This is a genomic window from Pseudomonas sp. SbOxS1 (genome assembly GCF_013416725.1).
Lineage (GTDB): Bacteria > Pseudomonadota > Gammaproteobacteria > Pseudomonadales > Pseudomonadaceae > Aquipseudomonas.
This window is the reverse complement of sequence record NZ_JAAVXC010000004.1, coordinates 380419-403991: the sequence shown is the minus strand read 5'-3', so window position 1 is coordinate 403991 and position 23573 is coordinate 380419. Positions and strand designations below refer to the sequence as shown.

27 protein-coding genes, 2 pseudogenes and 1 riboswitch are annotated in these 23573 nt (G+C 59.9%); of the genes and pseudogenes, 15 read left to right on the top strand and 14 right to left on the bottom strand.

The window, feature by feature from the left end; translation table 11 throughout:
* Nucleotides 1–86: 86 nt before the first annotated feature.
* From HFK74_RS08135 to HFK74_RS08115, 5 genes are read right to left on the bottom strand one after another with little or no spacing between them, the layout of a single operon-like run.
* The gene (locus HFK74_RS08135; RefSeq protein ID WP_008059426.1) at nucleotides 87–728 is read right to left on the bottom strand and encodes an urea amidolyase associated protein UAAP2; all 642 of its coding nucleotides are present in this window, start codon (nucleotides 726–728) and stop codon (nucleotides 87–89) included.
* An 11-nt stretch (nucleotides 729–739) separates the two neighbouring features.
* Entirely contained in the window at nucleotides 740–1465 is a 726-nt protein-coding gene (locus tag HFK74_RS08130) for an urea amidolyase associated protein UAAP1 (protein ID WP_180203061.1), read from the bottom strand.
* Nucleotides 1466–1477: 12 nt separating this feature from the next.
* Nucleotides 1478–2266 carry an ABC transporter ATP-binding protein gene (locus tag HFK74_RS08125; RefSeq protein WP_180203060.1) on the bottom strand — a complete coding sequence of 263 codons (789 nt, stop codon included), beginning with the start codon at nucleotides 2264–2266 and terminating at the stop codon, nucleotides 1478–1480.
* On the bottom strand, nucleotides 2263–3078 hold the full coding sequence (locus tag HFK74_RS08120; RefSeq protein WP_008059431.1) for an ABC transporter permease: 816 nt from the start codon (nucleotides 3076–3078) through the stop codon (nucleotides 2263–2265). The genes HFK74_RS08125 and HFK74_RS08120 overlap by 4 nt, the downstream gene beginning before the upstream one ends.
* A gap of 15 nt (nucleotides 3079–3093) precedes the next feature.
* On the bottom strand, nucleotides 3094–4161 hold the full coding sequence (locus HFK74_RS08115) for a putative urea ABC transporter substrate-binding protein (protein ID WP_180203059.1): 1068 nt from the start codon (nucleotides 4159–4161) through the stop codon (nucleotides 3094–3096).
* A gap of 60 nt (nucleotides 4162–4221) precedes the next feature.
* A riboswitch (guanidine-I (ykkC/yxkD leader) is annotated at nucleotides 4222–4322 on the bottom strand.
* A 277-nt stretch (nucleotides 4323–4599) separates the two neighbouring features.
* Between HFK74_RS08115 and HFK74_RS08110 the strand changes: the two genes are divergently transcribed.
* Nucleotides 4600–4848 (top strand): hypothetical protein, encoded by a 249-nt coding sequence (locus HFK74_RS08110; RefSeq protein WP_180203058.1) that lies wholly within the window; start codon nucleotides 4600–4602, stop codon nucleotides 4846–4848.
* Nucleotides 4849–5015: 167 nt separating this feature from the next.
* A complete protein-coding gene (locus tag HFK74_RS08105; protein ID WP_180203057.1) occupies nucleotides 5016–5459 on the top strand; it encodes a hypothetical protein in 444 nt (147 codons plus the stop codon).
* 367 nt (nucleotides 5460–5826) lie between these two features.
* Here the strand turns inward: HFK74_RS08105 and HFK74_RS08100 are convergent, their stop codons facing one another.
* On the bottom strand, nucleotides 5827–6375 hold the full coding sequence (locus tag HFK74_RS08100) for a hypothetical protein (RefSeq protein ID WP_180203056.1): 549 nt from the start codon (nucleotides 6373–6375) through the stop codon (nucleotides 5827–5829).
* Nucleotides 6376–6392: 17 nt separating this feature from the next.
* Here HFK74_RS08100 and HFK74_RS33110 point away from each other — a divergent pair.
* Nucleotides 6393–6621, top strand: a pseudogene (locus HFK74_RS33110) (group II intron reverse transcriptase/maturase); the annotation flags it as partial.
* A gap of 79 nt (nucleotides 6622–6700) precedes the next feature.
* Here HFK74_RS33110 and HFK74_RS08095 read toward each other — a convergent pair.
* Complete coding sequence (locus HFK74_RS08095) at nucleotides 6701–7813, bottom strand: enoyl-CoA hydratase/isomerase family protein (RefSeq protein ID WP_180203055.1); 1113 nt, start codon at nucleotides 7811–7813, stop codon at nucleotides 6701–6703.
* A gap of 132 nt (nucleotides 7814–7945) precedes the next feature.
* Between HFK74_RS08095 and ung the strand changes: the two genes are divergently transcribed.
* On the top strand, nucleotides 7946–8638 hold the full coding sequence (ung, locus tag HFK74_RS08090) for a uracil-DNA glycosylase (protein WP_008059446.1): 693 nt from the start codon (nucleotides 7946–7948) through the stop codon (nucleotides 8636–8638).
* A 101-nt stretch (nucleotides 8639–8739) separates the two neighbouring features.
* On the opposite strand, the gene HFK74_RS08085 is transcribed toward ung, so the two are convergent.
* From HFK74_RS08085 to HFK74_RS08070, 4 genes are read right to left on the bottom strand one after another with little or no spacing between them, the layout of a single operon-like run.
* Nucleotides 8740–9774 (bottom strand): AbrB family transcriptional regulator, encoded by a 1035-nt coding sequence (locus tag HFK74_RS08085; RefSeq protein WP_180203054.1) that lies wholly within the window; start codon nucleotides 9772–9774, stop codon nucleotides 8740–8742.
* Complete coding sequence (locus HFK74_RS08080) at nucleotides 9767–11281, bottom strand: tripartite tricarboxylate transporter permease (RefSeq protein WP_008059450.1); 1515 nt, start codon at nucleotides 11279–11281, stop codon at nucleotides 9767–9769. The genes HFK74_RS08085 and HFK74_RS08080 overlap by 8 nt, the downstream gene beginning before the upstream one ends.
* Before the next feature lies 1 nt (nucleotide 11282).
* Nucleotides 11283–11741, bottom strand: coding sequence for a tripartite tricarboxylate transporter TctB family protein (locus HFK74_RS08075; protein ID WP_008059452.1), 459 nt, complete (start codon nucleotides 11739–11741; stop codon nucleotides 11283–11285).
* Between the two features lie 58 nt (nucleotides 11742–11799).
* A complete protein-coding gene (locus HFK74_RS08070; RefSeq protein WP_180203053.1) occupies nucleotides 11800–12777 on the bottom strand; it encodes a tripartite tricarboxylate transporter substrate binding protein in 978 nt (325 codons plus the stop codon).
* On the opposite strand from HFK74_RS08070, the gene HFK74_RS08065 reads away from it, so the two are divergent.
* The 3 genes from HFK74_RS08065 to HFK74_RS08055 all read left to right on the top strand — a co-directional run bounded on the left by HFK74_RS08065 (nucleotide 12765) and on the right by HFK74_RS08055 (nucleotide 15268).
* Nucleotides 12765–13079 (top strand): hypothetical protein, encoded by a 315-nt coding sequence (locus HFK74_RS08065; RefSeq protein ID WP_180203052.1) that lies wholly within the window; start codon nucleotides 12765–12767, stop codon nucleotides 13077–13079. The genes HFK74_RS08070 and HFK74_RS08065 overlap by 13 nt on opposite strands.
* A gap of 136 nt (nucleotides 13080–13215) precedes the next feature.
* A complete protein-coding gene (locus HFK74_RS08060) occupies nucleotides 13216–13887 on the top strand; it encodes a response regulator (protein WP_008055965.1) in 672 nt (223 codons plus the stop codon).
* A complete protein-coding gene (locus HFK74_RS08055) occupies nucleotides 13880–15268 on the top strand; it encodes a sensor histidine kinase (RefSeq protein ID WP_008055966.1) in 1389 nt (462 codons plus the stop codon). Before HFK74_RS08060 ends, HFK74_RS08055 begins: the two co-directional genes overlap by 8 nt.
* 114 nt (nucleotides 15269–15382) lie before the next feature.
* On the opposite strand, the gene HFK74_RS08050 is transcribed toward HFK74_RS08055, so the two are convergent.
* Nucleotides 15383–16204, bottom strand: coding sequence for an HDOD domain-containing protein (locus tag HFK74_RS08050; RefSeq protein ID WP_180203051.1), 822 nt, complete (start codon nucleotides 16202–16204; stop codon nucleotides 15383–15385).
* A gap of 27 nt (nucleotides 16205–16231) precedes the next feature.
* Nucleotides 16232–17173 (bottom strand): folate-binding protein YgfZ, encoded by a 942-nt coding sequence (locus tag HFK74_RS08045; protein WP_180203050.1) that lies wholly within the window; start codon nucleotides 17171–17173, stop codon nucleotides 16232–16234.
* Between the two features lie 149 nt (nucleotides 17174–17322).
* On the opposite strand from HFK74_RS08045, the gene HFK74_RS08040 reads away from it, so the two are divergent.
* Both HFK74_RS08040 and HFK74_RS08035 read left to right on the top strand, forming a co-directional pair.
* Complete coding sequence (locus HFK74_RS08040) at nucleotides 17323–17577, top strand: succinate dehydrogenase assembly factor 2 (protein ID WP_007898624.1); 255 nt, start codon at nucleotides 17323–17325, stop codon at nucleotides 17575–17577.
* A complete protein-coding gene (locus HFK74_RS08035; protein ID WP_180203049.1) occupies nucleotides 17561–18013 on the top strand; it encodes a protein YgfX in 453 nt (150 codons plus the stop codon). The genes HFK74_RS08040 and HFK74_RS08035 overlap by 17 nt, the downstream gene beginning before the upstream one ends.
* Here HFK74_RS08035 and HFK74_RS08030 read toward each other — a convergent pair.
* Nucleotides 17982–18173 (bottom strand): annotated as a pseudogene (locus HFK74_RS08030) (L-aspartate oxidase); the annotation flags it as partial. The gene HFK74_RS08035 and the pseudogene HFK74_RS08030 sit on opposite strands and share 32 nt — an antisense overlap.
* Nucleotides 18174–18216: 43 nt before the next feature.
* Between HFK74_RS08030 and HFK74_RS08025 the strand changes: the two are divergent.
* From HFK74_RS08025 to HFK74_RS08000, 6 genes are all read left to right on the top strand, one after another.
* Nucleotides 18217–19662, top strand: a complete 1446-nt coding sequence (locus HFK74_RS08025; protein WP_180203048.1) for a tyrosine-type recombinase/integrase — start codon at nucleotides 18217–18219, stop codon at nucleotides 19660–19662.
* A gap of 107 nt (nucleotides 19663–19769) precedes the next feature.
* Nucleotides 19770–20420 carry a DUF4145 domain-containing protein gene (locus HFK74_RS33105; RefSeq protein WP_257230270.1) on the top strand — a complete coding sequence of 217 codons (651 nt, stop codon included), beginning with the start codon at nucleotides 19770–19772 and terminating at the stop codon, nucleotides 20418–20420.
* Between the two features lie 197 nt (nucleotides 20421–20617).
* Nucleotides 20618–21139 carry a hypothetical protein gene (locus tag HFK74_RS08015; protein WP_180203047.1) on the top strand — a complete coding sequence of 174 codons (522 nt, stop codon included), beginning with the start codon at nucleotides 20618–20620 and terminating at the stop codon, nucleotides 21137–21139.
* Nucleotides 21140–21295: 156 nt separating this feature from the next.
* Complete coding sequence (locus tag HFK74_RS08010) at nucleotides 21296–21628, top strand: hypothetical protein (RefSeq protein ID WP_180203046.1); 333 nt, start codon at nucleotides 21296–21298, stop codon at nucleotides 21626–21628.
* Nucleotides 21629–21923: 295 nt separating this feature from the next.
* Nucleotides 21924–22319: a hypothetical protein gene (locus HFK74_RS08005; protein ID WP_180203045.1), complete on the top strand. Its 396-nt coding sequence runs from the start codon at nucleotides 21924–21926 to the stop codon at nucleotides 22317–22319.
* A gap of 49 nt (nucleotides 22320–22368) precedes the next feature.
* On the top strand, nucleotides 22369–23382 hold the full coding sequence (locus HFK74_RS08000) for a hypothetical protein (protein WP_180203044.1): 1014 nt from the start codon (nucleotides 22369–22371) through the stop codon (nucleotides 23380–23382).
* Nucleotides 23383–23573 lie beyond the last annotated feature (191 nt).

The following is a 23573-nucleotide window of genomic DNA, read 5'->3' as shown; positions in this document are numbered from 1 at the left end:
GCCAGCTCCTACAAGGGTGGGGGGTTATTTAATGCACTGGCCTGAGCGGGCCTGGCACAGGGCGAACAGCCAGCGGCGCAGACGACTCAGTTCCATACCAGCAGCTCCGCAGGGGTCGGGTTGTAGGCGTTGCACGGGTTGTTCAGTTGCGGGCAGTTGGAGATCAGCACGATCACGTCCATTTCGGCACGCAGGTCGACGTATTTGCCCGGTGCGGAAATCCCGTCTTCGAAGGTCAGCCCGCCGTCCGCCGTGACCGGTACGTTCATGAAGAAATTGATGTTCGGCCCGATGTCACCTTTGCCCAGGCGCCCGTCGTGAACGCAGGCGCGCAGGTAGTTGTCGCGGCAGCTGTGCATGTAGCGTTTTTCCAGGGCGTAGCGCACGGTGTTGCTCTCTTGGGCGCAGGCGCCACCCAGGGTGTCGTGACGCCCGCAAGTGTCCGCGACGATCGTCAGCATCGGCTTGCCGAGGTTGGAATACAGCACGCTGCCGGTGCTCAGGTACACGCTGTTCTGGCGGCGCAACGTGCGCTGCACGTCGTAGCGTTCCTTGGGGTTGGCGACGCTGTAGAACAGGGTGTCGACGGCCTGGTTGCCTTCCAGGTCGAGGATGCGCAGGGTCTGGCCGGCCTTGACCTCCATCAGCCAGGGTTCGCCGGCGGGGATGGTGGCGCGGTAGATCGCTGCTTCTGGTTGCTTCGGAGATGTGGCGATTGCAAGTGACATGGCAGCGATCCTCAGGCGAACAGACGGTCGGTATTGATGAAACCGCGCTCGTTCTCCGGGCGCGAGGTGCGGCAGTGTTCGGCGACGCTGGGGTCGGCGTTCATCCAGCTGAGCTTCAGCGGTTTGGGCGCATATTCCGGCGCCGGGTCCATCGGATGTTGCAGGGCGGTGAGCACCACCAGGGTGTCCATCGGCGCGTACAACTCGATGTAGTCGCCGGCCCCGGAATTGCCCTCGACGAAGTGAAAGCGCCCGGCCTCATCGACGTTCACCCGGCTGAACAGGTTGAGGGTCATCAGCAGGTCGGACAGGCCCAGCCCCCACTTGCCCAGCTCCACCAACAGGTTGTCGGTGCCGTTGCGAAAGAAGCCGTTGCGCAGTTCCTGATAGCGGCCTGCGCCGTACTTTTGCGCGACTTCTTCAGCGCAGAGCACGCCGCCGAGGCTGTCGCTCCAGCCGCAGTTGTCGGCGGTGATGGCGGCCAGCACGCGACCCATGTCCGAGTACAGGCAATGGCCGGCGGTGAGCTTGGCCGTGTGTTGGCATTTGAGGCTGTCGGGCAGGTTCAGGCGTTCGGTTTTTTCGTTGGCGTTGAGCAGCGTCAGGCTGACGTTGGCACCGCCGCGCAGGTCGGTCAGGCGCAGCAGTTGGCCGCGTTTGAGCACGAAGGAACGGTGGCCGCCACCGGGCAGCATTTCTTCGGCGAAGGGCGGGAACAGTTGGGTCGAATCAGTCATTTCAAAATTCCTCTAAGCAATACGAAGCGTGCCTGCCAATGGCGCCGGCAGGGCGTCGACGGCGGCACGCTGGGCGCGGCGGTCGCTGTTCAAAGGGATGTCGTAGGTGATGCGCGCGCCATAGGCGCCGGGGGCGTGCGGGTCGACGCGGACCTTGTCGAATACCAGCAAACGGGTGCCGAGGCTGAAGCCTTCGGACAGGTCATGGGTGACCATGAACACCGTCAATTGGGTCTCGCGCCACAGTTCCAGGAGCAAGGCGTGCATGTCTTTGCGGATGCCCGGATCGAGGGCGCCGAAGGGTTCATCGAGCAGCAATACCCGCGGCTTCATGATCAACGCCTGGGCGATGGCGAGGCGTTGTTGCATGCCGCCGGACAGTTGCGCCGGGTACTTGTCCAGGGAATGACCGAGGCCGACTTTGTGCAGCAGGACCGAGGCCTGTTCGCGGGCGTCTTTTTTCCCATGGCCGAACAACCGGCCCAGTAGGCGCGAGCGCGGCAATTCAAGACCGAGGGCGACGTTGTCCAGCACACTCAAGTGCGGGAACACCGAATAGCGCTGGAATACCACGCCACGGCTGGCGTCCGGTTCAGCGGCCAGGGGGTGGCCGTCAAGCAGGATCTGGCCACGACTGGCGCGTTCCTGGCCGAGCAACAGGCGCAGGAAGGTCGATTTACCGCAACCCGAGGCGCCCACCAGGGTGCAGAACTCACCCTCGTTGACGCTCAGGTTCAGGCCTTCGAGCACCACCTGGTCGGCGTATTGCTGCCAGACATTGTTCACCGTGATGAAGCTCATGCCCGCGCTCCTTCATACCAGGGGAATGCACGCAGGGTCAGGCGTTTGAGGCCCCAATCCATCAGCCAGGCGAGCAGGGTGATCCACACCACGTACGGCAAAATCACGTCCATCGCCAGGTAGCGGCGCACCAGGAAAATCCGGTAGCCGAGGCCGTCCGTGGAGGCGATGGCCTCGGCGGCAATCAGGAACAGCCATGCCGAACCCAGCATCAGGCGCAGCGAAATCAGCAGGCGCGGCAGCAACTGCGGCAGGACCACCCGCAACATCAGGGTCCAGGTCGAGGCGCCGAGGGTCTGGGCCTTGATCAGCAGTTCAACGGGGATCTCCCGGGCGCGCTGTTCCAGGTCGCGGGCCAGGGCCGGGGTGATGCCGATCACGATCAGCATCACTTTCGACAATTCCCCCAGGCCGAAGACGATGAACAGGATCGGCAGGATCGCCAGCGGCGGCACCATCGATAGCACGGTCAGCAAGGGTGACAACGGCGCGCCGAACAACGGCAGGGTGCCGGCGGCGATGCCCAGGCACAGCCCGGCCAGCGCGCTGATGCCCAGGCCGATGGCCAGGCGTCGCAGGCTGGAAGCGCTGTCCTGCCACAGCAGGTATTCGCCGGTGCGGCTGTCGGCAACGAAGGCCAGGCGCTTGACCGCGTCGCTCATTTGCACGGCGCTGGGCAGCAGTTTGTCGTTGGGGTTGTCCGCCAGGCGCTCGGCCGAGCCCATGAAGTAGGCGAACAGCAGCAGGGCGAACGGCAGGATCACCAGCAACAGGCGACTCGGGCGATCCGGGTGGCGATTGATCAGGCGCATGGCCAAGTCCTCTGGTTACAACTTGGCGTCGGCAGCCATCTGCACGTAGCTGGGGTCGAAGCGCAGCTTGAGGTTGCCCTTGTCGCCGCTGGTCACCCCGTTGGCGAAGGCCATGCCGACCGCGCTGGTGTCCTTGGCCCCTTCACCGAGCAAACCGTGCTGGAAGGAAAACTCGGCGACCTTGCGCATGGTTTCAGGCAGTTGCTTGCTGGTGCTGAACGCCAGGGCTTCCTGGGGGGTGGTGAACAGCCGGGTGGTGTCCAGTTGCGCCTGGAAACCCGCCAGATCGGTGCCCGAGGCCTTGGCCATGTGCTCCAGTGCGGCCTTGCCCGCGGCGTTTTTAGTGTTCATCAACTCGACCACTTCGAACCAGGCGCCAGTCAGCGCCTTGCCCAGGGCCGGGTTGTCCTTGAGGGTTTGGGAGTTGACCACCATCATGTCCATGATCTCGCCGGGGATCTGGCTGGAATTGAACACCTCGGTCACCCCGGGCTTGGCCTTGATGTCCGAGAGCATCGGGTTCCAGGTGGTGACGGCGTTGACCTGATCGGTGTTGAAAGCGGCGGAGATGTCGGCGTCGGAGGTGTTGACCACTTTCAGGTCTTTTTCGGTGAGGTCCACCGAATCCAGGGCCCTGGCCAGCAGGTAGTGCGACACCGAGAGCTCGACCAGATTGACGTCCGCACCCTTGAGGTCGGCGACTTTCCTGCCTTCGCCCTTGAGCACGATGCCGTCGTTGCCGTTGGAGAAGTCGCTGACGATCAACGCGGTGCTGTCGACGCCGCCAGCGGCCGGAATGGTCAGCGCATCCATGTTGGTCATGGTGCAGCCATCGAACTGGCCGGCGGTGTACTGGTTGATCGATTCGACGTAGTCGTTGAGCTGCACCACATCGATCTTGATGCCGTACTTCTTCGCCCACTTGTCGACGATGCCTTGGCTGCCGGCGTATTCCCAGGGCATCCAGCCGGCGTAGATGGTCCAGCAGACGCTGAAGTGGTCTTTTGGGGCGGCGTGGGACGAGACGCTCACGAGGGCGGCGAAGGCCGCGGCGAGCAGGGCGGGTAAACGAGGCTGGGACATGGTGGTTCTCCAGTTGATCAAGGGCGGACAGGAAGGCAGCGGCACCGCGAACGGTGGCTTGTCTCCCGGGCTTTTGTCCCGCCGTGTAACCTCAACTGGAGGTCGCCAACTCTCGGACCAGTCACTCGCGCATGCGAGCCGGAACCCTAGTCAGCCATTGCAAATTGTGGTGCCGCGAACCTGTGATGACTCCTGCACACCGTTGCTAAAGCGAGAGACGTGCCAAGTCGCCAGAAGCGCTCTGGCACGCGGGATTGATCGACTGATGCTGCAGGAAGGCAGCCTTTGCTTGCCTTGTGATGGTGCGCGGCTGCACCGCAATGGGACGTGCCGGCCGCTGATCCGAAGGTTGCCGGGGCCCTGCACTTGGTCGGGGAAAACGAGTCAAATCAAGTGTCAGCCGGCCTGTACCGGTTGTGGGTCTTTCAGGAGGCCGCCATGTTTCGTCGATTGTTGCTCGGCTGTGTACTCGGCTTGGGCCTGGCCGGTTGTTATTACTATGCCGGTGGCTACGACGTCGCCTATCCCGCCCCTTATTACTATCCCGGTTATTCGCCTTATTCCTATTACTACGGCCCGCGTTACTACTACGGCGGCCCGCGCTTTTATGGCGGCTATCGCTATTACTACTGGGGTGGTCACGCGCCCCGTTATTACGGCGGTGGATATCGTCATGGCCACCACTAATCAGCGTGTGAATAGATGAAAAACCTTTCATCGGCGAGATGTTTCAGCGTGTTGCAAGAACGCACCAGATCTCGAATTCGATGTCTGATTTATCGACAGTCGCAGAATCTTTGACTGTCGCCTGCCAGCGTCGCTGGTGTGGCTCGCTCGCGGTCCAGGAGGCCGCTATGTATCGACGAATTCTTCTGATAGCCGTGTTGGGTTTGTCACTGGGTGGATGCGTAGCTTATTCCGATGGAGGCGGTTACTACGGTTCCGAGGTCTATTCATCGCCAGCTCCTTACTACGCCGGCGGCAACTCCTACTACAACGGCGGCGGTTATTACACGCCACCTCGCCGGTACTACGCGCCGCCTGCACGGTATTACCAGCCAACGCCGCGCTACTATCATCAGCCGCGGGTCTATCAGCCGGCGCCGCGCTATTACCAGCCGGCACCGCGCTATTATCAGTCCCGGCCGGACTACAGGGCGCATCAGAACCAGGGTTGGGACGGGCGCAATCGTGGCGGCTGGGATAATGATCATCGTCGTGGCCGAAACGACAATCAGGATCGTCGAGGCGACCGCAATGGCCGCGGCGATCACGACGGCCGGGGTAATCACCGTTAATCACGCATGACCAAGCGGCGCATCAAGCGCCGCTTTTTATGGGTGCGCCAGGCATGGCGCGTTGCGCGTAAGCGCAACCAGCTTGGCTGTGGTGACCACTCTGGTGACTTGAAGGTGAAAGTCCTCTACACATCCGGCAAGGGGAAGTGTCAGCAAGAGCCAAGGGGGGCGCGGGTGACTGCGATTCTGAAGGAAAGCCCGAGGCAAAATGCTGGCCTGCAAACCGGAGCGTATAGAGGCGACGCAGCGGGGTAAGGTGGCCATGCTTACTAAAGCCCAGTACTTTCCACGGAACGCTGCGACGTAGACCCGAACAGGTATAAGCAGGAAGAGGTGTCCACGCCCAGATCGATGTAACTTGAACCGCTCAGCTCAGCGCCTCCACTGCCTCAGCAACCAAGGACACTTGCAGCGCCACCTCAAGATCTCCCTCCAGCCTTAACACCTTGCCTCTGCGCTGGCCCAGCCAGGCTTCATGTGACGCACGGGACCTTCCTGGCCGGCCGCCCTGCTCGTATTGAGCTGCCCAATCAATAAAAGCCAGATCAATATCCGTATATAAACGCCGCTCACGCTCGATCAACCGCTGCAAACGTATCGATGTATCCAGCACCCTGAACACAATAAGGTCGAAAGCGTTTTCCAAAGCGTCTCCCCAATTGACAATCGAACCGGCGACAACAACATTCTGCTCACGATTCAGGGCATCGAGAATATTCCACAAACGCGTCGCTTCATCTACCTTTCGTGTAAAGGGGGGCGCCTTGTCCAACCATTGAAAGTCATCCGTTTCAAGATGACGCCACAATAGTTGTTCAGCCAACGCGGCTGCCAACGTCGACGTGCCGGAACCCGGCCCTCCCATGATCAATACTCGTAGGGGCCCTATTTTAATTGCCGAAGCTGTAGTGTTCATTTTTCAATTATCACACATGGGTGCGTCACAAACTTCGCTGTGTCATCTGGCGTCAATGGAAGCATCCCTCAACGAGGGCGCGTAACCTGAACTGGGGCTCGAGGAAGGACGCGCCTGTTCATCCGCGTTCAATGGTGGAACTCCGGAGCGCCGCATATGAATCAGGCCCTGCCGAAGAAACTGTGGGGCCGACTGGAACTGGTCTCGATACTGGATACGATAAACCGGCTTAGCCGTGTAACCTGAATCGCCATATACGGAACCGTACATCCGGTTGGGGTGAGGGGATGGCGGATGTAAATCCGCCACCAACTCAATCCGGCTTTCAGTAATCCGACAAATCCGCCAGCGGATGACGACCTTCCCAGACCTTATGAAAATGCGCCTCCACCACGGCATCCGGCACGTTGTTGACGTCCGGCCAGTGCCAGTGCGGTTTCTGATCCTTGTCGATCAACCGCGCACGCACACCTTCGCTGAATTCCGGATGACGACAGCAGTTGAGGCTCAGGGTGTATTCCATCTGGAAGACTTGCGCCAGTGACAGGTGCCGGGCTCGTTTGATCTGCTCCCACACCAGATGAGCGGTCAGCGGCGAGCCTTCGCTCATGGTCCGCGCGGCGCGGTTGAGCAGCAGGTCGGTGTGATCGCGCAGCGTGCCGATGGCCTTCCAGGCGCAACGCACATCACTGACATCCAGCAGTTCATCGATTTGCTCGCGGCGCGGCAGCCACTGGGCCTGGGGCAGTTGCGCAACGGCTTTCTGCTGCAAGGCCTTGAGCAGGCTGTTGAGCTGCATCGGCGTCTGTTCCTGCCAATTCAACTGCAGCAGGCCTTCGATCAAATCTTCCTGTTGTTCGTCGAGCAGGAAGCGGTCAGCCAGGTCCAGATCGATCGCATCGCGACCGTTCATGTGGGCACCGGTCAGGCCGAGAAACAAGCCGAGCTTGCCCGGCAGGCGCGACAGGAACCAACTGGCGCCCACGTCCGGATACAGGCCGATACTGATCTCCGGCATCGCCAGGCGACTGCTCGGCGTGACGATGCGAATGCCTGCCCCCTGCAACAGGCCCATGCCGCCGCCGAGCACATAGCCGTGCCCCCAGCAGATCAACGGTTTGGGATAGGTGTGCAGGCTGAAGTCCAGGCGATATTCCGAGTTGAAGAAGTGCGCGGCCAGCGTCGGCACTTCACCCGGATGGGCGCGACAGGCCTCGACCAGGCTGCGCACTTCACCGCCGGCGCAGAAAGCCTTGATGCCCTTGCCGCGCAGCAGGACGCAAACAATTTGCGGTTCTTTGGCCCAGGCGTCCAACCGGTCGCGCAGGGCGTTGATCATTGGCAAGGACAGGGCGTTCAACGATTTTTCCGCATCCAGGGTGGCAATGCCGATGCGGGCGCCGTCAGTGCCGGTGAGTTCTTCGAAGTGCAGATTCATCGTGACCTCGCTCGGGAATTTGAGGGTTAAGTATGATCGCTGTGTGGGAAAGTGCCGGATCGACGTCAGATCAATTGACAAGCGTGATGGGCTTTCCTAGGGTTCGCCCCATTGTTTTTGCCGGATGTAACCATGACTGCTGACGACCGTATCAAACTCGAACCGAGCTGGAAGGAGGCACTGCGTGCCGAATTCGACCAGCCCTACATGGCAGAGTTGCGAAAATTCCTCCAGGACGAGCGGGCGGCGGGCAAGGAGATCTATCCGCCGGGCCCGATGATCTTCAACGCGCTCAATTCCACGCCGCTGGACAAGGTCAAGGTGGTCATTCTCGGTCAGGACCCTTATCACGGCCCCGGCCAGGCCCATGGCCTGTGCTTTTCGGTGCAACCGGGCGTCCCGGCGCCGCCGTCGCTGGTCAATATCTACAAGGAGTTGAAGCGCGACCTGAACATCGACATTCCCAGCCACGGTTACCTGCAAAGCTGGGCCGAGCAGGGCGTGTTGATGCTCAATACCACCATGACCGTGGAACGTGCCAATGCCAACGCGCACAAGGACAAGGGCTGGCAGTTTTTCACCGACCGGGTCATCGAAGTGGTCAGCCAGCGGCAGCCGCATCTGGTGTTCATGCTGTGGGGCGCCCATGCCCAGAGTAAACAGAAACTGATCGATGCCACCAAGCACCTGGTGCTGACCTCGGTGCACCCGTCACCGCTGTCGGCCTATCGTGGCTTCCTCGGGTGCGGGCACTTCAGCCGGACCAACAAGTTCCTGGAGCAGAATGGCGAGACGCCGATCGAGTGGCGGTTGCCACCGGTTTGATGGGGTAGCCGGACTGGCCCCATCGCGAGCAGGCTCACTCCTACAGGAAAATGCATTCCACTTGTAGGAGTGAGCCTGCTCGCGATGAAGTCGACTTGGTCTTACTCCGGATTGCGGTTCCAGTATTTGAACAACGGCTCCGCCAGAAACAACACAAACAACAACCGCATCACCTGCATCGCCGTCACCAATGGCACCGACAGCTGCAAGGTTTCGGCCGTCAGGCTCATCTCGGCAATCCCGCCGGGCATCATGCCCAGGGTCAGCGAGCGCAAGTCCAGGTGAGTCAGCGCACTCAAGCCCAGCGCAGCCGCCGTGGCGATCAGCATGGTCAGCACCGTGCCGATCAAGGTCCGACCCATGAACGAAGGCGCGCGACGGAAAAACTGCCGATTGAAGTGACAGCCCAAGCCGCTGCCAATCAGCCATTGGCCGATCTGGCTGCCGCCGTTGGGCAGACCGATGTGCAGATCCCAACCGATGCTCACTGCGGCACTGACCAGCAGCGGCCCGAACAACCAGGGATTGGGTTGACGCAGACGCTCCCAGATCCAGGCCGCCGCCGCCCCTGCCGGAAACAACACCGCCAGCCAGAGCCAATCGATGCTGCCGGCGTGGGAAATCGGTGCGCCATCACCCAGCAGGTATTTGAACGCTGCCGGAACGCAAAGGACCACCACCAGTACCCGCAAACTCTGTCCCGCGGCCACCCGACTGAGTACCGCGCCATTGCGTGCGCCGAGGTTGACCATCTCGCCGGAACCGCCGGGCATGCTGGAAAAAAATGCAGTGGCGCGATCTTCACCGGTACGGCGCATCAGCCAGACCCCGACTACCGCCGAGAGGCTGGTGACCAACGCACCGAAGAAGATCAGGCCGAAATGACTCAGCACCTGCTCCATCACCACCGGGGTGAAGTGCAGGCCGATGCCGATACCGACGATCCACTGGCCGCACTTGCGCCCGCCAGGGATTTCCGCCAGTTGCCAGGGTGTCAGGCAGCGCACCAGGATGATCGCCAGCAACGAGCCGACCATCCACGGCAGCGGCCAGCCGACCTGGCTGGCGAGGAAACCGCCCAGCAGGCCGACCAGCGGGGTACCCCACCAGGCTTTGAAAGGTGTTCGATCAGACATCGGCGATAACGCGCCGTGCCACCGAACGTTTGCGCCAGATCCGCACGATCGGCACCAGCAGCATGACCACGATCAACCCCCAGACACCGACGGTGATCCCGCTCGACCAGAGGATGTCCAGCGAACCGTTGGAGATCGAAAGGGCCCTACGCAGGTTCTGTTCCATCAAGCCACCAAGGATGAAGCCCAGCAGCACCGGCGACAACGGGAAGTCCAGCTTGCGCAGGATGTAGCCGAAGATGCCGATACCGATCATCAGGAACAGGTCGAACGTCGTGGCATGCACGGCGTAGACACCGATGGCGGTGATGATCGCGATCATCGGCACCAGTGCCCAGTTCGGCACGGCGAGGATCTTGGTGAAGATGCGGATCATCGGGATGTTGAGGATCACCAGCATGATGTTGGCAATGAACAACGACGCGATCAGGCCCCAGACAATGTCCGGTTGCTGTTGGAACAGCAGCGGGCCCGGGGTGATGTTGTACAGCGACAGGGCGCCGATCATCACCGCCGTGGTGCCTGAGCCTGGAACGCCGAGGGTCAGCATCGGCACCAGCGCGCCACAGGCTTCGGCGCCGATGGCGGTTTCCGGGGCCGCCAGGCCGCGTTTGTCGCCCTGGCCGAATTTACCGTTCGGGCCGGCAATGCGTTTTTCGGTCATGTAGGCCACGGCGCTGGCCAGCGTCGCGCCGGCTCCCGGCAAAACGCCCATGATGAAGCCGAGCACGCCACAACGCATGTTCACCCAGAACACCGAGGCGGCTTCCTTGAAGTTGAACAGCATGCGCCCGGTGGCCTGGAAGGCTTCCTGGCCGCGGTGGGTTTTTTCCAGCAGCAACAGGATTTCGCTGATGGAGAACAGGCCCAGCACCAGCACCACGAATTGAATGCCATCGGTGAGGTGGATGTTGTCGCCGGTGAAGCGGTACACGCCGCTGTTGGCGTCAATGCCGACGGTGGACAGGAACAACCCGATCAGCGCCGCGATGAACGTCTTCAGCGGACGGTCGCCCGCCATGCCGCCGAGGCAGACAATCGCAAAAACCATCAGCACGAAGTACTCCGCCGGACCGAAGGCAATCGCCCATTTCGCCAGCATCGGCGCGAACACCACCATCCCGCAGGTGGCAATGAAGGCGCCGATGAACGAACTCCACGCCGACAGCGACAACGCCACACCGGCCAGACCCTGACGGGCCATCGGGTAGCCGTCGAGGGTGGTCATCACGGTGGAGGCTTCGCCCGGAATGTTCAGCAGGATCGAGCTGATCCGGCCGCCGTATTCGCAACCCAGGTACACCGCCGCCAGCAGGATCAGCGCCGATTCCGGCGGCAGGCCCAGGGCGAAGGCGATCGGGATCAGCAACGCCACGCCATTGATCGGGCCCAGTCCCGGCAGCAGGCCGACGACGGTGCCGATCAACGTGCCGCTGAGTGCGGTCACCAGGTTGTAAGGGGTCAGTGCGACGCCGAAGCCGTGACTCAAATAACCAAGCGTATCCATATCAGTTCTCCAGAACGTCGAGCAGGCCCAGAGGCAGTGGCACGTCCATGACTTTGTCGAACAGCAGGTAGAGGCCGACGCTCATCAGACTGATGATCACCGCCCCCGGCAACCAGCGCCCGCCATACAGGCGCGCCATGGGAATCCCAACCAGCATGCTGCTGAGGATGAAGCCCAGGGGTTCGAACAGCCCGGCGAAGACCAGCAGTAACAGCACGCAAACACCGATCTTGGTCAGGGTTTCGCGGTCCATCGGTGGGTCTTCATCGGTGTGCTTGATGGCCGAGGGGCGATAGACCATGTACACCAGCGCCAGGCCCATCAGCCCCAGCATCAGCAGGGGGAAGGCGCGCGGGCCGATCGGTTCGTAGGAAAAAGGTGCCTGGTAGGGCCAGGCCATCGCCACGAGGCTCAGGCAAGCCAGCAACAGCACCGAAGCAAAAATGCGTTGTAAGAGCATGGGGAACTCCTGGGCCACGGCGGCGCAATCGCCAGCCGTGGCCGCTAGACAGGGACGATCACTGGATCAGGCCGAACTCTTTGGCCAGCACTTTGTAGTCCGCCACCTGCTTCTTCACGTAGGTGTCCAGCTCCGGGCCGGTCATGGCGAACGGGAACAGTTCACGCTGATCGCGCAGCTTGGCGAACTCAGGCGAGGCCAGCAGTTTGTCGAAGGAGTCTTTCCACCAGGCGTAGTCTTCATCGCTGACTTTTGGCCCGAGGTAGAAACCGCGCACCACCGGCCAGACGATGTCGTAGCCTTGTTCCCTGGCGGTCGGGATGTCTTTCATTTCCGGCTCGTCCAGGCGCTTGTCGGAGAACACTGCCAACAGGCGCATGTCGCCGCTCTGGATGTGCGGCATGGAGTCGGAGATGTCGGTGCTGCCGACCTGGATGTGGCCGCCAAGCAGGGCGGTGGCGATTTCACCGCCGCCTTCGAGGGCCACGTAACGCAGGTCACGCGGGTTGATCCCGGCGGCCTTGGCGATCAGGGCGGTCTGCATCCAGTCCTGGCTGCCGACGGTGCCACCGGAACCGATCACCACTTTGCTCGGATCTTTCTTCAGTGCCTGTACCAGATCGTCCAGGGTCTTGTAGGGCGAATCGCTTTTCACCGCGATGGCGCCGTAGCTGGTGCCAACGGCGGCCAGCCAGCGCACGTTGTTTTCATCGAAACGGCCGAACTTGCCTTGGGCCAGGTTCAGCAACGAACCGCTGGACCAGGCCACCAGCGTGCCGGCATCCGCCGGGCGCTGGGCGACCACGGCGTTGTAGGCCACCGCGCCGACACCGCCGGGCATGTAGGTCACGCGCATCGGTTTGGTCAGCAGTTTTTCATTGATCAGCGCGCTTTGCGCCAGTTTGCAGGTCAGGTCGAAACCACCGCCGGGCGAAGCCGGTGCGATGCATTCCGGGCGTTTGGGCTCGGCCATGAGCGGGCCGGCAAACAGCACGCAGCTGGCGGCGAGGGCGAAACGGCGCAGTGAACGATTCATTTTTGTCTCCACAGGAGTTTTTGTTTTTCGGGATGATTCAGATGCGACGATTTCGCGCGGTGCTGGCGCATTCAAATCCGCAGGGACTGAACGACGAGCAGCCGGCTTCGGCGCTGGGGTGCATGAACGACGGGAATTGCAGGGAAGGGCGATGCGGGCAAACCTGGAGCTGTATGGGCAGCATGGTGCAGTACCTCGGTTATTGTTCTTATTGGCGAAAACGCTTCATGGCGTTTTTCGGGAGCTACATTTCACAGCAGGTGCAGACAAGGGTTGGAATGTCAGGTCGAAACATTCCGTAACCTGACTCTAACCACTCAACCTTTCGCTAACCTTTCATCGGGCTTTCACGGTTTTTCGGACTTCACAGCGGCGGATGCCGCTGTAAACTCCGCGCCAAACAATGGCGTCGACTGTCCCTGAACGAGGTAATGATCCATGCGTGTCCTGCTCGTCGAAGACCATCTGCAGCTCGCCGAAAGTGTCGCCCAGGCGCTCAAGAGCACCGGCCTGACCGTGGATGTGCTGCACGACGGCGTCGCGGCCGACCTGGCGCTGGGTAGCGAGGAATACGCCATGGCGATTCTCGACGTCGGCCTGCCGCGCATGGATGGGTTCGAAGTGCTGGCGCGCCTGCGTGCCCGGGGCAAGAACCTGCCGGTGTTGATGCTGACCGCCCGCAGCGACGTCAAGGACCGGGTCCATGGCCTGAACCTGGGTGCCGACGACTACCTGGCCAAGCCTTTTGAACTCACCGAGCTCGAAGCCCGGGTCAAGGCCTTGTTGCGCCGCAGTGTGTTGGGTGGCGAACGCCTGCAGCGCTGTGGTGTGCTGGCCTACGACCTGGAGACCCGGCGCTTCACCCTCGGCGAGGAACTGCTGACCCTGACCTCCCGCGAGCAGGCTGTACTCGAAGCCTTGATCGCCCGTCCCGGCCGGGTGATGAGCAAGGAACAACTGGCTTCACAGGTCTTCGGCCTGGACGAAGAGGCCAGTCCCGATGCCATCGAAATCTACGTACACCGCTTGCGCAAGAAACTCGACGGCCATCCGGTGGCCATCGTGACGTTCCGCGGTCTCGGTTATTTGCTGGAAAGCCGTGATGCATAAAGCCAGCAGCTTGCGTTGGCGGTTGCTGTGGAACCTGGCGCTGTTGCTGGTGGTGTTGATGCTGGCCAGTGGCTTGAGCGCTTACTGGAACGGTCGCGAAGCGGCCGACACGGCCTATGACCGCACGTTGCTGGCCTCGGCGCGGACCATTGCCGCCGGCCTGTCCGAGCGTGATGGCAGCCTCAGCCTGGACGTTCCCTACGTGGCCCTCGATACGTTCGCCTACGACAGTGCGGGGCGGATTTTCTACCTGGTCAACGACATCAACCAGAAGCTGATTTCCGGCTATGAAAACCTGCCGGCGCCGCCACCCGGTACACCGCGCACCGACAACTACCCGGCGCTGGCGCGCTTTTACAACGCGACTTACCAGGGGCAGAACGTGCGGGTGGTCAGCCTGCTCAAGGCGGTCAGCGAGCCGAACATGAACGGCATGGCGGAAATTCGCGTGGCGGAGACCGATGAGGCCCGCGTCAGCATGGCCCGCAGCCTGGCCGGCGATACCCTGTTGCGTCTGGGCATGCTCGCGGTCGGGGCACTGATGATCGTCTGGTTTGCGGTCAGTGCCGCGCTGCGCCCGCTGGAGCGTTTGCGTACGGCGGTGGAGGAGCGTCAGCCGGACGACCTGCGGCCGTTGCCCCTGGTGGAAGTGCAGCGCGAGTTGTGGCCACTGGTGCGTGCGCTCAATCATTTCACCGAGCGCCTGCGCGGGCAGTTCGAGAAGCAGGCGCAATTTATCGCCGATGCCGCCCACGAATTGCGCACGCCGTTGGCGGCACTCAAGGCGCGGCTGGAATTGGGCTTGCGTTCGAGCGAACCGCAAACCTGGCGTAGCACGCTGGAAACCGCTGCCCAGGGCACTGATCGCTTGACCCATCTGGCCAATCAACTGCTCTCGCTGGCCCGAGTGGAAAACGGTGCCAGGGCGATTGCCGAGGGCGGCGCGCAATTGCTCGACCTCAGTCAACTGGCGCGTGAACTGGGCATGGCCATGGCGCCGCTGGCCCATAAACGCGGCGTGGCCCTGGCGCTGGAGGCTGACGAGCCGGTCTGGTTGCGCGGCGAACCGACGCTGCTCAACGAATTGTTGAGCAATCTGGTGGATAACGCGCTGGCCCATACGCCGGCCGGTGGCAACGTGATCTTGCGGGTGTCGGCCCCGGCGGTGCTGGAGGTCGAGGACGACGGTCCAGGCATTCCCCTTGATGAGCGTGATCGGGTGTTCGAGCGCTTTTACCGGCGCAATCAGCAGGTGGCCGGTTCGGGGCTGGGGTTGGCGATCGTCGGCGAGATCTGCCGCGCGCACCTGGCACAGATCAGCCTGCATGATGGCGAGCGTGCGGGGTTGAAGGTGCGGGTGAGTTTTATAGCCGGGGATTGATGGTGTCTGTTCTGGCCCTATCGCCAGCAGGCTGGCTCCCACATTGGATCTTTGTCACACCACAAATCCCTGTGGGAGCCAGCCTGCTGGCGATGGGGGCGACGCGGTGTTGGATCAGTAAAACATCAACCGCGTTTCTTCCAGATCGGCACACATCGCCTTGTTGTCCGGATCGATCCCCAGCTTGATGAACGCCGGGACGCTGAAAGGATCGATTCGCGAGATCGGATGATCAGTGTCTTTGTAGCAATACAGGCTGGCCACCTGCACCAGGTCGACGTAATCGATCTGCCCGGACTGTCGCTTGAAATTCAGGTACAGCTTGGGCACCTGTACCAGCATGTCCGGAAACTCCCAAACCCTGAGCAGCTTGTCGCCGAGCAACGGGTGAATGCGCTCGATCACATGGTTGAGGCTGACCGGATCGGACAACAATTCATAGTGGTCTTCAGCGTACGTCAGGATCGGCAATACCCCGATCTGGTGCACCAGTCCGCCAAGGGCCGCCTTATCCGGCTTGAGCTGGGTATAGCTGCGGCACAGCGCATAGCTGACACCGGCGATTTCCAGGCTTTTGCGCCAGACCTCGCGCATTTTCTGTTCCACCACCGTGGAACGGGCATGGAAAATCTGTTCCATGACCAGGCCGATGGCCAGGTTGCTGCTGTAGTTGATGCCCAGGCGCGTGATCGCCGTGTGCAGATCGGTGACTTCCTGCGCCGCGCGCAGCAGTGGGCTATTGACCACCTTGATCAGCCGCGCCGACAGCGCGGCATCGCGGCCAATCACTTTGCTCAAGCTACCGATGCTTATTTCCGGATTTTCGGCGGCCTTGCGAATCTGCAAGGCCACTTCCGGTAACGTTGGCAGAACCAGGTCATCGTTATCGATGGCCTCAACCAAATCCTGTTGGACCCTTTCCGCCAGCTCACTCATTACGCTTCTCTAGGTGTTGCCATGCGGTTAACGCTGGATTTCGCGATCGCGGTCCAGTTGGTACGGCAGGTCAAGCAGGTGCAGGGCCGGGCCGTCGAGTGCGCCCAGATGGATGTCGCCGGCGTCTGCCGCTTCGGCTTGCAGCACGGCCAACAGTTCCATGTGACTGGAGGCATTGGCGGCCAGCACCACTTCACCGATCGAGCTGCCGTGAGTGGGGGCAAACAGCTGGGTGCCGGGTTCCGGCAGTTCGCCGCCATCCATTTGCAGGCGATACAGGCGGCGCTTGAGTTTGCCCAGGTACTGCATGCGCGCGACGATTTCCTGGCCGGTATAGCAGCCTTTCTTGAAACTCACGCCACCGACGGCTTGCAGATTGAGCATCTGCGGGATGAACAGCTCACGGGTGCTGGGCATCACCTGGCCGATCCCGGCACGCACCTGGCCCAGTAGCCATTGATTGAGCTCACCTTCATGCAGTTGGGTGGACAGCTGGCCCTTTATGCCATCGGCTTGGTCGGCGGCCACCCACAGCTCGGCGCGGTCGGGCGAGACGCGAATGGCGATCAAACCGCCATTGCGCACGACGCTGTCGGTGTCTGCCGGCAGCTCAAGGCCCAGGCTTTTCAAGGCCCCATCGCCATGCTCGACGCCGAAACGAACCCAGGCAGCGCTTTCATCGGTCAACTTGGACTTGGAAAATACCGCGTATTTTTTCAGGTCCGCCAATTGCGGTTCGAGCAACTCGCTGGCCATGGCCAGGAGTACGCCGTCACCTTCGAGCAGGATGCGGAAGCTCGACTGCATCCGGCCTTTCTGCGTGCAACGCGCGCCGAGGCTGGCCCGGGTGTCGCTCAGGTAATTGAGGTTGCAGGTCAGTTGGCCTTGCAGGAATTTGCCGGCGTCCGCACCGCGGACCGCCAGGACACCTTCATGAGACAGCGTGCAGAAAAAAGCAGAATCGGCCATGGGTCATCGCAGGGTAAAGAGTCTGGCGGACATGATAAGGGGCTGCCCTTGAAATGGGTAGTTCACAAAGGATCGTCGGTGCCCGACCAAAGCCGACTGTTCGATGAGGCGCGGGGCTGTATACTTGCGGCCTATTTGAGGAGCGCTCCATGGTCGAAGATGTTGAACTGAATCGCCTCTACTGGCACAGCCGCCGCGGCATGCTTGAGCTTGACGTGTTGCTGGTGCCGTTTGTGAAAGAGGTTTATCCGCACCTCAACGAAGTTGATCGCGCCTGCTACGTCAGGCTGCTCGAATGCGAAGATCAGGACATGTTCGGCTGGTTCATGGAACGCGCCGAATCGGAAGATCCGGAGCTTCAGCGCATGGTTCGCATGATCCTGGATCGTGTCCAGCCCAAGTAACGGGTTCGAATGCCGCTGGCATGCCTCACGGCAGTTGCTGGCGGCGTATCTTGTGGCCCAGCTGTTCGCGCTGGGTTCGCTGTTTCTTCTCTCCATGCCACTCTGGGCCAGCCTGCCTGGCGCTTTATGCTGCCTGCTGCATGGCGCCTGGGCACTGCCCCGGCAGATCCTGTTGACGCACCCGCAAGCATTTTGCGGTTTGCGTCGCGATGCCGATGGCTGGCAGCTGTGGAGTCAGGCGCGGGGATGGCAGCCGGTGCAGCTGCGTCCGGACAGCCTGGCACTGCCATGGGTGGTGGTGCTGCGTTTTCGCCTGCGGGGCGAGCGGCGCGTCAGGAGCATTTGCGTGCCCCGGGATTCGCAGGCGGCGGATGTGCACCGACGCCTGCGGGTACGGCTCAAGTTCACTCGGCGTAGGTGGACGGCACCAGGATAGTGTCCAGGGCAACCGGCAGCATCTGCGGATAGTCGAGGGTGTAATGCAGGCCGCGACTCTCCTTGCGCTCCATCGCTGAGCGAATCATCAGTTCGGCCACCTGGGCCAGGTTGCGCAGTTCGATCAGGTCCCGGCTGACCTTGTAGTTGCTGTAGAACTCGTACAGATGAGGCTAAACCCAACGGATACAGGGGTTTCAGCCGATGATCACCAGCCAGCGCTCCCAAACTGGGACAAACCTGTTACAAACTGCCCTCGCCAAGCCGTACCACTATCGCCGGTCTGGTCGTTATTACCTTCGCCTTCGCCCTCAAGGCACCGCTAAGGGCTTCTTCACGCTATCGCTCAGAACCACCGACAAGGCCACCGCAATGACCATCTCCCAAGAAATCCTCCAGACCCTCAAAGCTTACCATCTGGACAACCCAGAGGCCACTTGGGATGAGCTGAGAGGGCGCCTTGAGGACATCGCTGAGTCCTGCCTGACGATGGCTCACGGGGATGGCTCCTTGGTTGCCTACGAGATGATCCATGATGAGCAGCATCAAGCCCTTCGTGAGGCCAGCGCCAAGCTACCGCTGAGCGTCAATCAGCAAAGGGCTGTGAGCAAGGCATTGGAGATTCTTGAGGCTGCGCAGGAGCGTTTGGAGGGCAGGCCGGGGAAGCTGGTCGAGATCGTAAGGGACCTCAAGGGTGATGCTTGTGGCACGCCAGTGCCCCTGTCTCCCTCTCTATCTGTATTACAAAATCAGCCGCTGACCTTCAAGACGCTCTCTGCGCTCTACATGGATGAGCATAAGGAGCATGCGGGGGCTAACACCATACGAGACGTGAAATCCTCCTGTAAGACCATCGCTGAGATCCTCGGTGACTTGGACCTGAAGACCCACACGCGGGAAGACATGAAGAACCTGCGGGCCAAGCTCTTTGAGGAGCGAGTGGCGGGCACCGTGAAGAAGATCCTGACCACGCTATCAGCGGTGATGAAGTGGGCAGTGAATAACGACTATCTCACCAAGGCGCTGACTGAGGGTCTCAAGCCAACCAAAGGCGCTGAAAGCTCCCGTGAGGCGTTCTCTCAGGATCAAGTGAAAGCCCTCATGGCTCATGCTAAGACCCTGCCTGTGGACGCATGGCAGCGCTGGGCATTGTCCCTTGGAGTCATCGCTGGGACCCGTATTGAGGAGCTCAGGCAGTTGACCAAGGCTGATGTTAAGCAGGTCGCTGGTGTCTGGGTGATCGACATCAATAGGGACGATGGCAAGACAGCCAAGACCAAGAACGCTTTGAGGGTCATCCCGTTGACCGATGGCGCGTATGGGTTTGATCTTCAGGCGTTCCTTGAGTTTGTCGATAAGACCGACTCTCGGTTGTTCACGTTGGGCGGCGGTCAGTTCTCTGTTTTGCTCAATGGAATGCTCAGGGATGTCTTGGATCTGAAGGCTGATAGGACCCAAACCTTCCATTCATTACGGCACTCACTGGCTGGCGCTTTGAAGGCCGTTGCGACTCAAAAGGAGATCAGTGAGTCAATCTTGGGGCACGCTTCGGGGTCGATCAGTTATGACCTTTATGGAGCTGGGAGTGCCGTGGAGGTGGGGCGGATGGTTGAGGCACTCGCAAAGGCATTTGGATTGCTCCATAAGTAATTCACTTAGGGTATGGTGAGATCTCCACCAATGCACTCGTGGATGGGTCGTGATCAGTTAACGAGCTTGTTTGGTATAAGCCAATAACGTTGCAAGGATGATTGAAGTTGAATAAATATGTGAGCCCAGGCTTCAAAGCAAGAGCATTTAACTGCCCGTACTGTGGAGCATATGCAAAAATGGAATGGGCATTCCTATCATCAAGACTCGGAGCAATTGATCTCTATGTATCAAAGTGCACCCATTGCGAAGAGTTATGCTGTTGGCAGGGAAAAGAGTACGATGAAGAAGAGAATGAGTTTACTGATGGGATACTTGTGATTCCGGAGGTGTCGGCCACGCCTATGCCTCATCCTGACATGCCAGAGCTCGTCAAAGGTGATTATCAAGAAGCTCGAAGCATTGTAGATAAATCGCCCCGTGGGGCAGCCGCTTTGCTTAGGTTATGTGTCCAAAAACTTTGCATAGAGTTGGGCGAGACCACAGGCTCCATTGATAAAGATATTAAGAGTTTGGTTATCAAAGGGCTTCCCGTAGGAATCCAACAGGCGCTTGACGTGGTTCGGGTAGTAGGTAACCACGCTGTGCATCCGGGCGAACTTACTGAGGAAGACATTGCTGACGTAGCAATCTCACTGTTTGAACTAATAAACGCTATCGTCGAAGATCGGATTGCCAGACCCAAAGCTCTCGAAGCGTTGTATCAAAGGCTCCCAGAAGGCGCCCGTAAGGCCATTGAAAAGAGAGATGGGCAATAGAAGATAGGCTGGCTGGTTCATCTCTCCGCGCCCCTATATGAAATCTGAGCGACTCGCAGGGCCATGGCCTTAGCGATCTAATGTATGGGCGCGGAAGAAACCTCTCAGTTGCCTCAATGTCCCGTGTTTGCTGGTTGAGAGTCCGCTGTCGTTAAAAACCCTCACTGTTGCCACTACACAACATGAGGACCATTTCAATGACCAGCTATAACCCCTCTCAACACCAAGCCATCTCCACCGCCAAGCGGGGACGAGGCCGACCAACCAAGATCATCACTAACCTGTTCCACGGCTTCATCGGGTCGACCACTGACTACGGCCAATATCCTATCTTCGCCATGGACATCCTTGAGGGCATCGCTCGGCTTGACTGGCATGACCGGTCTATCGGGTCTGGTGGTTCATCCAAGCCTCTGTCCGTGAAGCGCCTTGTAGCCATCCTTGCGGAACTTGAGGTCGTCTCAGCGGCCACCATCATGGCTCAATACCGGTTGGGTCTTCGGCAGGCTCAGCGCTACGTGAAGGCCATTGAGCTGGCGATGCCATACCTTCTTAAGAGTCGCCCCGATGACCTCAGCCACGAGATGCGCTACGGCTTCCTAAAGGCCGACACCCGCGCCAACGACTGGGAAGACCAGCTTGAGCCACCAAGCCCTGAGATCCTCGCAAAGTTGCACCATGATCTGAGGACGCTGGGGGCTGAGAGCGTCTTTGATTAAATGCCGCATACTTAATAAACCTCAACGAGACCTCAACGACCTACGGTATCGACCAGATAACAGAACCCTTTCGACCCGCTCATTGAGGAGAGGGGAAGTGATGATAATCACCCCTCCTCGAAGAGGAATCTTTAAGAGCATCTATAAGGAGAACTCATGACCGCTCTCATCACCTGCCCAGCAACTTCACAGCTCACTGAAGCTGACCTCACCATCTTGTCGCTGGTCTTCCCCGCACCATCACGACCTCAATTGATTGAGCTTCGTCGAGTCCTGAAGAATCAGAGCGCATCCTTTAGAAACTACAGTTCCGGGGTCGTCACCTTCGACACTGATGCCATGCTCAAAGAGATCGCCTTAAAGTGCTCCGCAAAGACTGGCGAGCGAGTGTCCTCTCTGGTCGCCCAAGGGGTCTGCCTTCAGGCTATCGCCACGTCACCCTTGAAGATCCCGTTGACGGGAACTGACCCAATATCGCTCAGGCTTTAGGGTGCCCGTCAAGGTGTCGTTTAAAACCCCTCACTATTGAGAGAGACCCAGAGAACCCAAAATAATTCTGTAGTCCTCCTCGCCATACCAGCAACAACGACCGTCGCCACGGTTGTCCTCAAAGATGCCTCTCAGGTTCGCCATGTCCTGATCCAGCATTAGCCTCACAACCCCATCAAGAACCTATTCGTCAGCCTTGGAAGATGCCCACGCGGCTCCCTCCTTGCCGTCTTGTCGTGCGCGTCTATGGCGCCAAGGCTGAACGAATGGGTCACCTCACAGGAGATCCAAACTCATGAACATCACAATCACCAAAGTCCTGAAAGATGAAGTAACCGTGTCGGGCCAACCCCTTAAACGCGAATACGTTGAGAACGTCATGTTGCCCTTGCTGATGGCCCAATGTGGCCGTAACAACGGCGCCAAGTTCGCTGTGATCAAAGCCTTCGACGAAGCTGGTCTGTCCCTTAAGGCCATCCAAGAGGACGCACAGACCTACTTCCAGACCAAGCATGAAGAGCAGGTCAAGAAGGCCCGTGAGCAACGCGAAGTCGATGCCCATGCTGAGCGACTCCGTGAATGGTCGCCCCGTGAGCTGAACCAAGCGAAGGCCGAAAGGGAGGCACGAGCGGCACAAGCTCGGGAACACGGTGCGCGTATCCGTGCTGCTTCTCGCAACTCTGGCTGGTAACAGCACCTCACGACACCAAACCACTATCTAATTCAGGAGAACCATTCCAATGAAACAACCTAACCAATACGTCAAACCATCGAGCCACTACACCACTATCGTCGATGATGGCAGTCCTTACCCGAGTGGGTCGATTCGCTTCAACACTACTGATATCCGTGCTGAGAACGAAGCGGCCACCGACGTGTCCGTCTACGTGGAAGCCCTGACAGAGGGTCTCGATGAGTACCTCAATGGTGACGAATGGCGCCAAGCGGCTGCTGAGAGAACCCCTTGCGAGTTCCGTCCGGCTGGTACTGAGGCCAGTGGTCAACAGATCATCACCATGGCTGACCGCACCGTCACCTTCGACCCTCGTAAGAACTGGGACAATGAGGTGGTCGCTAAGGGCCCCGTCCTGGCTGGTTCTGTGATCTTCACTGAGCCGACCTCTGAGGCACTGCTGATTAGCAAACGCTTCACCATCCTCGATCACACCTTGTTGGCTGGCTTCACTGAGCAGTCTCTCAACCAGACCGCTGAGAAGCTGTTGCGGGACATCGAATATGAGGCCGCTGGGAGCATCGCTAAGATCCTTTCGACCGCCATCAGCACCGAGAGCGCCTCTGTGGTTATGCCAACCGGCAAACCTGTAGAGATCGCTGAGGACCTGATCGACATCCTGACCATGAACATCAACCAGACTGTGGGCACCTCGCTGGCTGACTTCGTGGTTCTGCTGCCTGCGACCCTGCTGGCCGTTCTTGAGCGTGCTGCTCAGCGTGCCGGTGTCGAGGATATTGAGGCCCTGATTGGTGCCTCTGTGCAACCTTACAGCGGCACTGATTATGGTCTGTTCATGCTGCCTAAGATGTTCACCTCGCTGAGTTACCGCGAAGGCCGTAACGGCGATATCTGGAAGATCCAAGCGACCCGTAACGGTGCTCATCAAGCGTGGGACGTCGAGATCATGGCAATCGTGGACATCGTGGCTAACGGCAAGGTCAAGGTGAAGCTGACCGCTGATGGTTTCCAGACTGAGGATGTGGCCTTCCCGATGATCACCAACATCAAGCTGACCTAAGGAAATCCCTTAGAAGCCCCGTAAGGCCGACCCTGAGAGGGATCGGCAGGGGCATCGCTTCACCTGTGCAAACTCTGCATAGCTCACTTCGCCCGTCGCTGGGCAATCACCAATTCGTAGAGTCTTCCTGTTTGCTTCTTCATGCCACCGTCCAGAACCTTTGTCGGGTCTCTGCGCTGGACCGTGGGAGC

Excerpts from the sequence above, each read along its gene's own strand:
- HFK74_RS08135 (WP_008059426.1), bottom strand. The coding sequence starts at position 728 with ATGTCACTTGCAATCGCCACATCTCCGAAGCAACCAGAAGCAGCGATC.
- HFK74_RS08130 (WP_180203061.1), bottom strand. The coding sequence starts at position 1,465 with ATGACTGATTCGACCCAACTGTTCCCGCCCTTCGCCGAAGAAATGCTG.
- HFK74_RS08125 (WP_180203060.1), bottom strand. The coding sequence starts at position 2,266 with ATGAGCTTCATCACGGTGAACAATGTCTGGCAGCAATACGCCGACCAG.
- HFK74_RS08120 (WP_008059431.1), bottom strand. The coding sequence starts at position 3,078 with ATGCGCCTGATCAATCGCCACCCGGATCGCCCGAGTCGCCTGTTGCTG.
- HFK74_RS08115 (WP_180203059.1), bottom strand. The coding sequence starts at position 4,161 with ATGTCCCAGCCTCGTTTACCCGCCCTGCTCGCCGCGGCCTTCGCCGCC.
- HFK74_RS08110 (WP_180203058.1), top strand. The coding sequence starts at position 4,600 with ATGTTTCGTCGATTGTTGCTCGGCTGTGTACTCGGCTTGGGCCTGGCC.
- HFK74_RS08105 (WP_180203057.1), top strand. The coding sequence starts at position 5,016 with ATGTATCGACGAATTCTTCTGATAGCCGTGTTGGGTTTGTCACTGGGT.
- HFK74_RS08100 (WP_180203056.1), bottom strand. The coding sequence starts at position 6,375 with ATGAACACTACAGCTTCGGCAATTAAAATAGGGCCCCTACGAGTATTG.
- HFK74_RS08095 (WP_180203055.1), bottom strand. The coding sequence starts at position 7,813 with ATGAATCTGCACTTCGAAGAACTCACCGGCACTGACGGCGCCCGCATC.
- ung (WP_008059446.1), top strand. The coding sequence starts at position 7,946 with ATGACTGCTGACGACCGTATCAAACTCGAACCGAGCTGGAAGGAGGCA.
- HFK74_RS08085 (WP_180203054.1), bottom strand. The coding sequence starts at position 9,774 with ATGTCTGATCGAACACCTTTCAAAGCCTGGTGGGGTACCCCGCTGGTC.
- HFK74_RS08080 (WP_008059450.1), bottom strand. The coding sequence starts at position 11,281 with ATGGATACGCTTGGTTATTTGAGTCACGGCTTCGGCGTCGCACTGACC.
- HFK74_RS08075 (WP_008059452.1), bottom strand. The coding sequence starts at position 11,741 with ATGCTCTTACAACGCATTTTTGCTTCGGTGCTGTTGCTGGCTTGCCTG.
- HFK74_RS08070 (WP_180203053.1), bottom strand. The coding sequence starts at position 12,777 with ATGAATCGTTCACTGCGCCGTTTCGCCCTCGCCGCCAGCTGCGTGCTG.
- HFK74_RS08060 (WP_008055965.1), top strand. The coding sequence starts at position 13,216 with ATGCGTGTCCTGCTCGTCGAAGACCATCTGCAGCTCGCCGAAAGTGTC.
- HFK74_RS08055 (WP_008055966.1), top strand. The coding sequence starts at position 13,880 with ATGCATAAAGCCAGCAGCTTGCGTTGGCGGTTGCTGTGGAACCTGGCG.
- HFK74_RS08050 (WP_180203051.1), bottom strand. The coding sequence starts at position 16,204 with ATGAGTGAGCTGGCGGAAAGGGTCCAACAGGATTTGGTTGAGGCCATC.
- HFK74_RS08045 (WP_180203050.1), bottom strand. The coding sequence starts at position 17,173 with ATGGCCGATTCTGCTTTTTTCTGCACGCTGTCTCATGAAGGTGTCCTG.
- HFK74_RS08040 (WP_007898624.1), top strand. The coding sequence starts at position 17,323 with ATGGTCGAAGATGTTGAACTGAATCGCCTCTACTGGCACAGCCGCCGC.
- HFK74_RS08025 (WP_180203048.1), top strand. The coding sequence starts at position 18,217 with ATGATCACCAGCCAGCGCTCCCAAACTGGGACAAACCTGTTACAAACT.
- HFK74_RS08015 (WP_180203047.1), top strand. The coding sequence starts at position 20,618 with ATGACCAGCTATAACCCCTCTCAACACCAAGCCATCTCCACCGCCAAG.
- HFK74_RS08010 (WP_180203046.1), top strand. The coding sequence starts at position 21,296 with ATGACCGCTCTCATCACCTGCCCAGCAACTTCACAGCTCACTGAAGCT.
- HFK74_RS08005 (WP_180203045.1), top strand. The coding sequence starts at position 21,924 with ATGAACATCACAATCACCAAAGTCCTGAAAGATGAAGTAACCGTGTCG.
- HFK74_RS08000 (WP_180203044.1), top strand. The coding sequence starts at position 22,369 with ATGAAACAACCTAACCAATACGTCAAACCATCGAGCCACTACACCACT.